This window comes from Alkalibacillus silvisoli, from assembly GCF_039521975.1.
GTDB lineage: Bacteria > Bacillota > Bacilli > Bacillales > Alkalibacillaceae > Alkalibacillus > Alkalibacillus silvisoli.
Window position 1 is genome coordinate 56,159 of sequence record NZ_BAAACZ010000002.1, and the last position, 12,138, is coordinate 68,296.

Consider the following 12,138-nt stretch of genomic DNA (forward strand, 5'->3'; position numbering starts at 1 on the left):
CCTTCCTTGTTAAAGTCTAGCTCAAAAGATGATGAACTATACTTTAACCCCTTTATCTCTATATGTTAAGACTTTTAAATTATTTTATCACAGTTAGCTTTAAACTACTATTTTTAGTCAATTTCATGTAAAATATACATAGAATACAACCACCGAAAGGAAAGTCAGCATGCGAACGATATGGACATTTACATATGCAATCAGTTTCTTGTTTTATGCGGCTATAAAGCTCCGACAATTAAAACGAAAGAGCACATTTGAGCAACAAGAATTAATACATAAAGTCCCTAAACAATTCGGCAGACAAGTTGTTAAAAAGTCTGGTTCAAAGGTAATTGTTAAAGGAGAAGAGAATATACCTGAAGGGTCTTTCTTACTTGTTAGTAATCATCAAGGCAACTTTGATATATTTACATTGTTAGGCTATTTTAAAAAGCCATTTGGTTTCATTGCGAAAATTGAATTAAACCGAATTCCGGTAGCTCGCCCGTGGATGGAGTATATGGGGTGTCTATTTCTAGACCGTCATGATCGAAGGCAATCAGTCGAAACGTTTAAACGTGGCATTGAACTACTACGTTCTGGTTATAATATTGCGATTTTCCCTGAGGGTACCCGAACTAAAAGCGGTCAAATGGATGAATTTAAAGAAGGAAGTTTTTCATTAGCTAGAAAAGCGGGAGTACCTGTATTGCCAATCATGATTAATGGTACATATAAAGCAATGGAGGGAAATGATAATAAGATTAAGCCTGAAACTTTTCATTTGACGATTTGTGAACCCATTTTACCAGAAGAGTATAGTGACATGAGCTTAGAAGAGCTATCTGAAGAAACGAAAAAGCGAATCCAACGAGCTCTTGACGAAAGCGATGGAACTGAAATCAAGAGAGATAAACAATTGGCTTAAAGTAATAGTTTGTTTTAGACTAAAAAGACAAGGGGTATAGTTAACGAAGTGCGAATATGTAAGGTGTAGGTGATTATGATGGTGAAAGTTTTATTTGTTTGTTTAGGTAATATTTGTCGTTCTCCGATGGCTGAGGCGGTATTTCAGGATTTAGTTCATAATAAAGGATTAGAAGAAAAATTTGTTGTAGATTCAGCGGGTACAGGTGATTACCATGTTGGTTCATCACCACATAAAGGGACTGTTGAAAAGCTTAAGGAAAATGGTATTAATGCAAATGGCCTGACAGCAAGGCAAATTAGTCGAGAGGATTTTGATCATTTTGATTATATAATTGCTATGGATGATGATAATATAGAGGCAATAAACATCCTTGAAACAGAAGAACATCAGGCTGAAATCATTAAACTATTAGATTACAATCAGAATTCTCAAGTGAAGAATGTCCCTGATCCTTATTTTACAGGTGATTTTGATAAAACTTATGAGTTAGTCTCACAAGCATGTAAGAATTTATTAGATGATATTAGAAGCAAAAAAGAGCTCTAAAATTGGAGGTAATACAATGCGCTTATGGCAAAAAGGGGTAGTATTTGGAGCGCTTATTGGTTTTTTAATCACATTATTTAAGCGAGAAGAACGTCAGTATGTTTTTGATCAATCGAAACAAGCTATTGAACAAGTAAAGTGTATTTATCATCACCCAACACAATCGGTACACCAATTAAGAGTTCGGCTTAGTGATGTCACCTCAGGTGTTGATCAGTTTGTCAATCAATTAGATCAAATTGAAAAGAAGTTAAGTGAGAGAACTGAAGACAAATTAAACCAGTAGGTGAACATTTGTGATATTTGAAAAAAAGTTTTGGAAAGAGTTGTTTCACCGTTTTTCAGCTGATGAAGTCCCTCAATTGGCAGCCAGCTTATCTTATTTTTTCTTATTATCACTTCTACCTTTTATGATTTTCTTATTGACTTTAGTTGGATTTATGCCGATAAATCAAGAACAAGTTTTTCAAATGGTAGACACTTACTTCCCACCTGATGCAATTGGTTTAGTTCGTGATAATATCGATCATTTAATGGACCAACGTAATGGTGGCCTATTATCACTTGGTTTAATCGGAACTATTTGGTCAGCGTCAATTGGTGTGAATGGTTTAATTAGAGCATTCAACCGTGCGTATGAGATTGAAGAAATTCGTTCAGGTTTTGTCATACGTGGAATTGCGATTGGGTTGACGATTTTAATGGTATTAGTAATCGCAGTTGCGTTAGTTTTACCGGTGTTTGGCCGACTCATCGGTGAATTCATATTCTCTTTTTTCGGTGTGACAGAACAATTCTTATCGATATGGGAATCGATGAGATGGGCAGTATCAGCTTTCGTTATGATATTTGTTTTAACGATCCTTTACATTTTGGCTCCAAGTAGGAAGATTACACTTGTTCATGCCATCCCAGGTGCGATTATTGCAACAGTTGGTTGGCAAGTTATTTCATTAGGATTTTCTTTTTATGTTGAGAACTTTGGCCAATATTCAGCGACTTATGGAAGTTTAGCTGGTGTGATTGTCCTTATGATATGGCTATTTTTATCTGGAATGATGATTATTATTGGCGGTGAAATAAACGCGATTTTAAACAAATATAAAGGGCGATTATTTACAAAGTAAGGGCTGTTCCTAGTTAGTCATTTTTATGACTATTAGGACAGCCCTTTTGTTTAGCTTATTGTTTTTGGTCTGTTCATCATCATGAGTAGTAAAACGACACTAATAAAAACTACAATTACATAAAAGAAAGAGACATTAGGGAATAGGTCAATAAAACTTCCACCAAATAATGGACCTGCTATGCTTCCTAAACTAAACATAACGCCACATAATATATTCCCAGCTGGAAGTAACGCTTTTGGTAAGAGATCTGTCATAAATGAAATTCCTAAAGAGTAAAGGGAGCCGACTAACATACCCGCAATGGTAAACGTGATGATCAGTCCAGCTATAGATTGTTCTAAAAATGTCGAGATCCAAAAAGTAATCGCTCCACCTGTTAAGACAAAGGTTAATACTTTATGTCTACCAATACGATCACTTAATATGCCTAGTGGTATTTGTGAAATGAGACTACCAAAAGCAAAGAACGGAATAATAAATGAAATAATAGCAACTTCATGTCCAAGTCTCATTGCATAAACTGGGAAGTTACTGTGTAAAGCTGTCTCTAAAAAACCATAAGTAAAAGGGGCTAATAAAGCAATCCATGCGTATTTAAAAGCGCCTTTAAAGCGAGATGTCGTTTTAGTTGTCGTCACTTGAATGTCATCATCTAATACTGGGAAATCATTTTTAACTAAAAAGATTAAAGACCAAACAATTAGACATAAAACTGAGCTTAAAATGAAAGGTAATGATGGGTTGATCTCAACTAATGGTGTCATTAAAGGCCCGATTGTAAATCCAAATCCAAATGATAGACCGTAAATGGCAATCGAGCGACCACGTTTATAATCTGGTGTCGTAGTTGTAATCCAAGTCTGTGTTCCGAAGTGGATAATATTATCACCAACACCAATTAATAAACGTAAAATGAACCAGAACCAGATTGAGTCCCAAATGGTAAAAAAGAATAGTGATGAAAAAACTAAAATGCCACCAACTATGATGACTGGTTTATACCCAAACTTTCTTAATGGCGGTTCAAGGAATGGTGATATGATCAAAATCCCGATGTATAAAGCAGTTGCATGTAATCCATTTATTGTTGAAGAGACGCCTTGCTCTTCTAATAAAACAGCGATTAAAGGGAGTAACATGCCTTGTGAGAAACCAGAAATGGCGACTAATGTCACTAAAATGATAAAACGTCCACGCGCTTGGACCATGATCTCTCACCCCAATCAAGTCAAGTTGGTGTAATTGTACCTTAAAGTCATGTTAAAATGAAAGTTGACAGATTAGCATAAAGGAGCGCTTGAAATGAAATTTAATGTAACAGAACAACACATAACATCTGATTTAGAATTTGATCAATTAACCATATCAGGTGATGAAACAGAAGGTTATAGACCTTTTCAATTAATGGTTTCTTCATTAGCAGGGTGTAGTGCGCTTGTTTATAAACGCATTTTAGCAAAACAACAAATTGAATTTGATGAAATGACTATTGAAGCTGAAGTTAAACGTAGTGACGATGCGGTGAATAAAATTGAGAAAGTTAATTTACACTTTAAAGTAGTTGGAACTAATTTAAATCAAGAAAAGCTACAAAAAAGCTTAAATACAGCTTCTAAAAATTGTTCAATGGTTCAATCTGTTACTCAGGCGATTGACGTTGAAGAGACTGTAGAAGCTATTAACAAGGGGTAGTGTCATGTCAGAACAGCATAATTTAGAAACAGTGCGAACACGATTAGCGAATTTATTAGAGCAAATTGAATCTCTTGACCCAGAAAAGTTAACAATTGAGGATATTGACCGCTATATTAGCTTATTAAATGAGATGGAAGAAAAATTAAATAAATAACTTGTTCAACCCCCGCATAAAAATCTTATGAAGGGGGTTGATTTTTTAAATTATATATTTTACCATGATAAAGTATTAACGTGATATCGAGATAAAATGAAAAAGGGGGAGAAAGATCAATGGAACTGCAATATATTGTTATAATCTCTGTTTTAATCATGACTATTTTAAGTTTACTTAAAGTCAATGTACTTTTGGCCATTGTGATATCTGCCATGACGGCAGGGTTTATGGCTGGGTTATCATTTGGGGATTTAGTTGGTGTATTTACAGAAAGTATGGCTGGTGGGGCTAATACGGCACTTAGTTATGTTTTATTAGGTGGCTTTGCGATTGCGATTGCATTTACGGGAATTACAAAAGGGTTTGTTCAATTCCTAAGAAGAGCCATCAAAGGTAGACGAGGTGTAATTCTTGGTGTGATTGTCATCATAGCCTCGTTATCACAAAACGTGATTCCAGTGCATATTGCGTTTATTCCGATTTTAATTCCACCTCTAATAGCATTATTTGATCGGATTCAACTTGACCGCCGAGCTGTTGCAACTGCGCTAACATTTGGACTAAAAGCACCTTATATAATGGTCCCACTTGGTTTCGGATTAATTTTCCAAGGGATTATACGAGATAATATGTCAGAGAATGGGATTGATATTGCCTTATCTGATGTAACGCTTGCGATGTTAGCTCCTGGACTAGGTATGGCACTTGGTTTAATTATAGCTCTAACGATTACTTACCGTAAGAAGCGTGATTACAGTCAAATAGAACCTGAAAGTGAGCCAAGTTCAATTGAAGAAGTTGATGACTCCCCCTTTGTATTTGAACGTAAACACTTGATGACAATTATTGCGATTATTGCAGCATTAGCCGTCCAAATTATAACAGAGGAAATGGTGCTAGGTGCTTTAACAGGTTTGATTTTAATGTTCCTTTTAGTAGCTGTTCCATATAGGCAAATTGAAGATGTTATGAGTCGTGGTATTAGCATGATGGGAATGATTGCTTTTATTATGTTAACGGCCTCAGGGTTTGCTGGTGTTCTTGAAGAAACAGGATCAGTTGAGGCATTAGTGAATGCATCTTCAGGCTTGTTAGAGGGTAATCAACTATTTATAGCGTTTATTTTATTACTAGTTGGATTAGTGATCACAATGGGAATTGGAACTTCTTTCGGTACGATACCAATTTTGGCTGTATTATATGTTCCAATTGCTACAGCGGCAGGCTTTTCACCAATGGCGATTGCTGTATTAATAGGAACTGCTGGTGCCTTAGGTGATGCTGGTAGTCCAGCTTCAGATAGTACGCTTGGACCAACAGCTGGTTTAAATGTTGATGGCAAGCATAATCACATTTGGGATACATGTGTCCCAACGTTCTTACACTTTAACATTCCAATCTTTATTTTCGGCTTATTTACATCAGTTATGCTATAAAATGAAATTTAAGCCTCTACCTTTTTAGGTGGAGGCTTCTTATTTACCTATGCCTTCCATTTATATTTTATCGAATGATGATTCATATTAAGTATATAGATCAGTACTTGGGAGGCTTATGATGAAAAAGATAATGTTAATAATCTTAAGTGTAGTCTTTATATTTTCAAATATTCCATCTGAAGCGGTTTCTAATGAATCGTATGGCTATGGTTATAAAAAGAAGTACGATGAAAACCCTCCTGACTTAGGGTTTTATGGACCCTTAATAGAGGAGTATAATGGTGTTTACTTAGGTGATGAGGAAAATCGCATGGTTTATCTAACTTTTGATAGTGGTTATGAACAAGGCTATACAGAGCAAATTTTAGATGTACTTGAGGAAAAAGATGTACCTGCTACTTTCTTTCTAACAGGACATTATGTTGAAGACCAACCAGAATTGGTGAAGCGAAAAGTAAATGATGGACATATTATTGGGAATCACTCAGATGATCATTTGGATTATACTAAAATAAGTGATGAAAAAATAAAAGAGGACTTAAAAAGTCTAGATGAAAAAATAATGAACACAACGGACCAGGAAGGTGTGCAATTTTTCCGTCCAGCGAAAGGGGTTTTTAGCGAACGAACATTACAGTTAACCGACGAGTTAGGTTATACGAATGTATTTTGGACTGTAGCATTAGTCGACTGGAATAAAGATGAAAACAAAGGATGGCAGCACTCTTTTGATGAGTTGTTAAAGCAAGTCCACCCTGGAGCGGTTATCTTACTCCATGCTGTTACAGAGGACAATGCTGAAGCGCTTGGTTATTTAATTGATGAATTACGTGAACGAGATTATGAATTTGGTTCATTAGATGATTTAGTATGGCATCATTCAGTTCCTATTGGGTAAAAACTTTGCTAAAAGACCTGCTTAAGTTGTAAACTAAAAGTATTAATCCGCGCTTGACTAAAAAGGGAGAGGAAAGTATGTGGAAAGAGTATTACCATGCAGCAGGCATCTATGATTTTGATTATACTTTACAACGTTTAAACATGGATCCACTCATTAATGTGAACATGAAAGAAAGATGGGTGGATGTACCTGTTCGATTAAATCATGAAGAGCAATGTGTTGTTCGTGTTAAAGGGGAAGGTACAACTGAGAAGCCCGTTTTTTCAGTTATGTCAGATTATGATGAAGACCAAGATATTATTTTTGAACATATTCGCAATTTGTTTCAATGGGACAGAGACTTACAGGATGTCTTAGATTTCTTTGAAGAATCTGATTTAGCACGACTGTTTTACATTGATCCAGGGACACCAATTGTAAGGGACTTCCACTTGTATGACTCGCTAATGAAGGTAATTATTCATCAGCAGCTTAATATGAAATTCGCCTATACATTAACAACTCGCTTTGTTCAAAAGTTTGGCGAACAAAGCGATGGGGCTTGGTTTTATCCAAATCCTGAAACTGTTGCGAAATTAGATTATCAAGATTTAAGAGGGCTTCAATTTAGTCAGCGTAAAGCTGAATATATCATTGATACATCAAGATTAATTGCAAATGGTGAATTAGATTTACAGAGCCTTTCGAAAAAGTCTAATGATCAAGTGATGAAAGAGTTAGGTAAGGTTAGAGGTGTTGGCCCTTGGACTGTACAAAACTGGTTATTATTTGCACTAGGGCGGGAAGATTTATTCCCAGCAGCTGATATTGGCATTCAAAATGCACTAAAAAAAGTTTGGACTCGTGAAGAAAAGCCAAAGAAAGATGAGATTGAGAAAGCTGCACAAAAGTGGTCACCTTACAGAAGTTATGCAGCGCTTACGTTATGGAGAAGTATTGAAGGGTAATGTTGTGTCTTATTTAAAATTCTAACTCATTCGCTCTCTTATTCATTGTTTATAAGAGAGAGCGAATGAGTTTTATTTATGTTTTGCTTGAAGCTATAAGGCTCTATACTAAAGGCTCTAATAAATATGTTGGATTAGGAAAAAATTCTGAAAGGCTTGGTTCCGAGTAATCGTTACCGGCCGGAAAGTGAAGCATTTTGATGTAGCGACATTAAGGGACACACACCAGAAGATATAACAAGAATCAACTAGCATTATAGCTTACTACTCAAAAGGGCTTTCGTCTGAGTCCATATATTGTTCTATGTTTTTAAAGTAAACAGAAGACCCACCATTTACAACATCTAATCCTTCTTTTGAAATGACAACTCCGGTGAATGTATCTCCATAAAAAGTGACTTTCCCGTTTGGGGCAATAATGACACCATCTAGTTCAGACCAATTCGAATCAATTGATACATTCCCTTTAGAAACAATTATAAAGTTTTCTGGATTGTTATTGCCAACATGAATATTCAAGTCTGAAGGTGAGAATATTTTAGAATCATCATCTAAGGTTAAAGTGTTCTCATAGTCATTCTGATAAAACCATTGCTCCTCTTTAAGTGAGGGGATATGGATATTAGGGTGATCAGGTAGTTGCTCCTCATCGAATTCACCTGTCTTTATATTGTTATGATCAGGGTTGTCTGATGTAATGTCACCGCCAATATATATTTGCTCAGCATTAATGTCACCAGCCCAGTTATTAAAAGTTACATCACCACTAATATGGACACTCGATGCGTTAATAACACTACTACTATTGAAAGTGACATTACCATCGATAAAAACATGTTCTCCATTAACTGTCGCTCCACCATTATTTAAATAAACATCACCTTTAATATTAACTAACTCTGTTACTCCAGCTTCTCCAAGACTAGTACTTGTTGGGAAGTTTACCTCTTGCCCTTCTTTATCAATATAAATGGTATTGACTGATATGTGATTAGCAGTTGAAAAGTTTAAATCCGTTTCATTGTTATTGATTATCATTTGACCGTCACGATCACCAGATATACTAGCTGAACCATTAACTGAGATATTACCACTATAAATAAAAACTTTCTCATCACTTAAATAGGAATAAAAATCATCAACGTGTGATGGTAAGGATAGCTGAATATCTTTAACCCTCTCTCTTTCCACTTTTGGTTCAATGGTCGTATTAATTTGATATTCATGGTCTTGTTGATTTTTCATCGTGAAATTCACGTTTAGTGGGTCTTTATAACTAAATGTTTTACATTCATGTATAGGTATCTCGTTAATTTCTAAGTTAACTTCGTATTGTTGGATTCTTTGGAGGTCTTCTTTACATAAAGCATAATCGCCTATTTCTTCTTGATGTTTCTGTCGAATTTGGGTGATAATGAAGTTAGAATCTTGTCTTAAATCAGCGTGAGAAATAGAAGTTTCGCTATATTGAAACGTATTGGTTAATACATTAAATGCTAAAATACTAATGATTGAAACTAAGACTAAAGACGCAAGAACTTCTATTAAGGTTACACCGCTTTCATCGCTATAGTATTTATTGACCATGAGAACATCACCATAAATTAAATATTTTTTGAAAGGAACATCATAAATGAAAAGCCATATAAAGCTAATGAGGAGCAATCAAGGTTTTACATTAATCGAGATCTTAGGTGCTATAACGATTCTTAGCATTGTACTTATATCATTTATCGGTTTCTTTTCTCAATCTATTATACTATCAAGCAAGGTAGAAGACGAGCTTACAGCTATAAATATTGCTGAAAGTGTATTAAGTGAGATAAAAGATGACCCTTCAGAGGTCGAAAGTTACAATGGCAGGCGAATTGTAGAAAATGAACGAAATTACTATCCATTCATTGAAATCTATTCAGGTGAAGAATTATCAAAGACAGAAAATGACTTGAACTTAGACCAAGTTATAGTTCAAGTTTACGCTGAGACTCCAAATCCTTCCGAGAATAACACACCATCTGCTGAATTATTTGGTTATATAGAACAGGAGGATTAGAGGGATGTATAAAAAGGGGAATGAACAAGGGTTTGCATTAATTATTGTATTGTTAATCATAGCAATTTTAGGAATGTTATTGCCTTTAGTGATGTCTAATTTATTAAATAGCGCTAAAGAATATCAAAGAACTGAAGAGTATGTACAATTGAATAAGCTTGAAGATATGGGTGTGCATTTGATCAATGAGGCAATTGATCAAAGTGAAGAAGTAGCATCTTTACAAACACAAAATTGGATAGATAATCATACATCGACACCAATAGATGCTAGTATTACACAAAATTATAAAAATGAGCTAGCGAAAGCATTAAGTGATTATGATTTAGATAATGGTTTAAAATTAAATGTTAAAAAAGGTGATTACGCTAACGAGGTCATGATCGATGATATTTTAATAGTAAGTGATATGACAATTGTCGTTAACTATAGTGTATTACCTAATATACCTGGTCAAGAAATAAATAGAGCAAGGACAGAAGGAAGTCGGACGATTAATTTAGAACTTGAATCATGACGTTTATGTCATATATTGTCGATTAATGATAGTTTTTACGATTTCCTAAACTATTCTCGATTTTTTAGTCAAAAAGTCTTATAATATTAATAATAGTAAAACTATCGTCTTATTTTAGCATTTGCTGTAAGATTTTATAGATTGTGAGAAAGGGAGTTTAGCTTTGGCTCGAAAAATAAAACTACGTCTCGGTGAGCTTTTAGTTCGAGAAGGTTTAATAGATGAAGGCCAACTTCATCATGCATTAAATGACAAAGCACCACATCAGAAGTTGGGTGATAAGTTAATAGAGGAAGGTTACATAACAGAATTGCAATTAGTTGAAGTACTTCAGCAACAACTGGGTATTTCACATGAACGGTTATATAATTACGCATTTGATCAATCTATTTTAAACCTTATACCTAAAGACTTCGCAATAGAAAATAGTGTAATTCCACTAAAGCGTGAACAAAATAAATTGTTTGTTGCGACCTCAGACCCCCTAGATTACTTTGTGCTTAATAATTTAAGGTTACAAACAGGCTTTAAAATTGAGCCAACCATTGCCACTAAAGATGAAATCCGTCAAAGCATCATGAAACTTTATGAGCGTGAAGATTTAACTGAACAATTTAAAGAGACACAACCGATTAAAGAGTCGGAAGATCTGTCATTGGAAGAAGAATCGTCTCCAGTCGTCAAGTTAATGAATCAGTTAATTCAGCAAGCAGTTGTCGAAAAAGCCAGCGATATTCATATAGACCCACAAGAATACCAAGTGTTAATTCGTTTGCGGGTTGATGGTACTTTAAGAAATGAACAAACGTTAGCTAAAAGTGTTCAATCTTCTTTAATTACACGCATTAAAATTATGGCAAATCTAGATATCACACAACAAAGAATCCCCCAAGATGGACGAATCAAACGGGTTGTAGAAGGCCGAAATGTTGATTTACGTGTCAGTACGTTACCAACAATTTTTGGTGAAAAAGTAGTAATTCGTGTATTAGATACCATGTCAGTATCCAATCGCTTAGAAGATATAGGTTTTGAAACTCATAATTTAGCTCAGTTTAAAGAGATGATTGAAAAGCCTTATGGGATTGTTTTATTAACGGGTCCGACTGGTTCAGGGAAAACATCGACTATGTATGCTGCATTGACTCATTTGAACAAAGAGCAGTCAAATTTGATTACAGTTGAGGATCCTGTTGAATATGAACTTGAAGGTGTGAACCAAATACAAGTTAATTCACAAGTCGGTTTAACCTTTGCAACGGGTCTGAAGTCAATCTTAAGGCAAGACCCAGATATTATTATGGTCGGGGAGATTCGCGACAGTGAAACAGCTAATATGGCAGTAAGAGCTTCTATTACAGGGCATCTTGTATTAAGTACACTCCATACGAATGATTCAACAGGAGCTATTAATCGTTTAGTTAATATGGATGTTGAAATGTTTTTAGTAGGTTCTTCTATTAATGGAGTCGTGGCACAGCGTTTAGTGCGGACGATTTGTAAAGATTGTAAGGTAGAACGTGAGCTTAATCATTTGGAGAAAGAAGTGTTTAATAAGTATAATTTTAATATTAAAAAGGTAGAAAAAGGTGAAGGGTGCCCGACTTGTAATATGACGGGATACCTGGGTCGTACAGCCATTCATGAAGTATTGTTAGTTGATGAGCAGATTCGTGAGGCTATATTAGATGGTCAATCAAAGGTAGAAATAGAAAAAGTAGCCAAAGAACAAGGTTTTACTCCACTATTTGAAGATGGTTTATGTAAAGTAGAACGTGGCGTCACGACTTTAGAAGAAGTGTTTCGAGTGGCAGCTGAATGATCGAGTGTTGGAGGTATT

14 protein-coding genes are annotated in these 12,138 nt (G+C 35.1%); 12 read left to right on the top strand and 2 right to left on the bottom strand.

The annotated features are described in order from the left end of the window. The first annotated feature begins 169 nt into the window (after positions 1-169). From ABDZ63_RS00535 to ABDZ63_RS00550, 4 genes are all read left to right on the top strand, one after another. The gene (locus tag ABDZ63_RS00535; protein WP_343781013.1) at positions 170-910 is read left to right on the top strand and encodes a lysophospholipid acyltransferase family protein; all 741 of its coding nucleotides are present in this window, start codon (positions 170-172) and stop codon (positions 908-910) included. Between the two features lie 75 nt (positions 911-985). Next, the gene (locus tag ABDZ63_RS00540) at positions 986-1,459 is read left to right on the top strand and encodes a low molecular weight protein-tyrosine-phosphatase (protein WP_343781016.1); all 474 of its coding nucleotides are present in this window, start codon (positions 986-988) and stop codon (positions 1,457-1,459) included. 16 nt (positions 1,460-1,475) lie between these two features. Then, entirely contained in the window at positions 1,476-1,745 is a 270-nt protein-coding gene (locus tag ABDZ63_RS00545; RefSeq protein WP_343781018.1) for a hypothetical protein, read from the top strand. A 10-nt stretch (positions 1,746-1,755) separates the two neighbouring features. Further along, positions 1,756-2,586, top strand: coding sequence for a YihY/virulence factor BrkB family protein (locus ABDZ63_RS00550; protein ID WP_343781021.1), 831 nt, complete (start codon positions 1,756-1,758; stop codon positions 2,584-2,586). Between the two features lie 50 nt (positions 2,587-2,636). On the opposite strand, the gene ABDZ63_RS00555 is transcribed toward ABDZ63_RS00550, so the two are convergent. Continuing rightward, a complete protein-coding gene (locus tag ABDZ63_RS00555) occupies positions 2,637-3,797 on the bottom strand; it encodes an MFS transporter (RefSeq protein ID WP_343781024.1) in 1,161 nt (386 codons plus the stop codon). A gap of 94 nt (positions 3,798-3,891) precedes the next feature. Between ABDZ63_RS00555 and ABDZ63_RS00560 the strand changes: the two genes are divergently transcribed. From ABDZ63_RS00560 to ABDZ63_RS00580, 5 genes are all read left to right on the top strand, one after another. Beyond that, positions 3,892-4,281, top strand: a complete 390-nt coding sequence (locus ABDZ63_RS00560) for an OsmC family protein (RefSeq protein ID WP_343781027.1) — start codon at positions 3,892-3,894, stop codon at positions 4,279-4,281. A gap of 4 nt (positions 4,282-4,285) precedes the next feature. Then, a complete protein-coding gene (locus ABDZ63_RS00565) occupies positions 4,286-4,438 on the top strand; it encodes an SE1561 family protein (RefSeq protein WP_343781029.1) in 153 nt (50 codons plus the stop codon). Positions 4,439-4,563: 125 nt separating this feature from the next. Beyond that, the gene (locus ABDZ63_RS00570; protein WP_343781117.1) at positions 4,564-5,877 is read left to right on the top strand and encodes a Na+/H+ antiporter family protein; all 1,314 of its coding nucleotides are present in this window, start codon (positions 4,564-4,566) and stop codon (positions 5,875-5,877) included. Between the two features lie 121 nt (positions 5,878-5,998). Next, entirely contained in the window at positions 5,999-6,778 is a 780-nt protein-coding gene (locus tag ABDZ63_RS00575) for a polysaccharide deacetylase family protein (protein WP_343781032.1), read from the top strand. A gap of 77 nt (positions 6,779-6,855) precedes the next feature. Further along, entirely contained in the window at positions 6,856-7,728 is an 873-nt protein-coding gene (locus ABDZ63_RS00580) for a DNA-3-methyladenine glycosylase family protein (protein ID WP_343781035.1), read from the top strand. 264 nt (positions 7,729-7,992) lie between these two features. Here the strand turns inward: ABDZ63_RS00580 and ABDZ63_RS00585 are convergent, their stop codons facing one another. After that, on the bottom strand, positions 7,993-9,315 hold the full coding sequence (locus tag ABDZ63_RS00585) for a prepilin-type N-terminal cleavage/methylation domain-containing protein (protein WP_343781038.1): 1,323 nt from the start codon (positions 9,313-9,315) through the stop codon (positions 7,993-7,995). A gap of 46 nt (positions 9,316-9,361) precedes the next feature. Here ABDZ63_RS00585 and ABDZ63_RS00590 point away from each other — a divergent pair, with 46 nt between their 5' ends. The 3 genes from ABDZ63_RS00590 (at position 9,362) to ABDZ63_RS00600 (ending at position 12,120) form a co-directional block, all read left to right on the top strand. Further along, positions 9,362-9,781, top strand: coding sequence for a type IV pilus modification PilV family protein (locus ABDZ63_RS00590; RefSeq protein WP_343781041.1), 420 nt, complete (start codon positions 9,362-9,364; stop codon positions 9,779-9,781). 4 nt (positions 9,782-9,785) lie between these two features. After that, positions 9,786-10,298 (top strand): hypothetical protein, encoded by a 513-nt coding sequence (locus ABDZ63_RS00595; RefSeq protein ID WP_343781044.1) that lies wholly within the window; start codon positions 9,786-9,788, stop codon positions 10,296-10,298. 163 nt (positions 10,299-10,461) lie between these two features. After that, positions 10,462-12,120 carry a GspE/PulE family protein gene (locus tag ABDZ63_RS00600; RefSeq protein ID WP_343781046.1) on the top strand — a complete coding sequence of 553 codons (1,659 nt, stop codon included), beginning with the start codon at positions 10,462-10,464 and terminating at the stop codon, positions 12,118-12,120. The last annotated feature ends 18 nt before the right edge of the window (positions 12,121-12,138 follow it).

Bases quoted from the DNA above. Each gene is read 5' to 3' on its own strand.
- ABDZ63_RS00555 (WP_343781024.1), bottom strand. From the start codon at position 3,797: ATGGTCCAAGCGCGTGGACGTTTTATCATTTTAGTGACATTAGTCGCC.
- ABDZ63_RS00560 (WP_343781027.1), top strand. From the start codon at position 3,892: ATGAAATTTAATGTAACAGAACAACACATAACATCTGATTTAGAATTT.
- ABDZ63_RS00585 (WP_343781038.1), bottom strand. From the start codon at position 9,315: ATGGTCAATAAATACTATAGCGATGAAAGCGGTGTAACCTTAATAGAA.
- ABDZ63_RS00595 (WP_343781044.1), top strand. From the start codon at position 9,786: ATGTATAAAAAGGGGAATGAACAAGGGTTTGCATTAATTATTGTATTG.
- ABDZ63_RS00545 (WP_343781018.1), top strand. From the start codon at position 1,476: ATGCGCTTATGGCAAAAAGGGGTAGTATTTGGAGCGCTTATTGGTTTT.
- ABDZ63_RS00575 (WP_343781032.1), top strand. From the start codon at position 5,999: ATGAAAAAGATAATGTTAATAATCTTAAGTGTAGTCTTTATATTTTCA.
- ABDZ63_RS00535 (WP_343781013.1), top strand. From the start codon at position 170: ATGCGAACGATATGGACATTTACATATGCAATCAGTTTCTTGTTTTAT.
- ABDZ63_RS00540 (WP_343781016.1), top strand. From the start codon at position 986: ATGATGGTGAAAGTTTTATTTGTTTGTTTAGGTAATATTTGTCGTTCT.
- ABDZ63_RS00590 (WP_343781041.1), top strand. From the start codon at position 9,362: ATGAAAAGCCATATAAAGCTAATGAGGAGCAATCAAGGTTTTACATTA.
- ABDZ63_RS00580 (WP_343781035.1), top strand. From the start codon at position 6,856: ATGTGGAAAGAGTATTACCATGCAGCAGGCATCTATGATTTTGATTAT.
- ABDZ63_RS00565 (WP_343781029.1), top strand. From the start codon at position 4,286: ATGTCAGAACAGCATAATTTAGAAACAGTGCGAACACGATTAGCGAAT.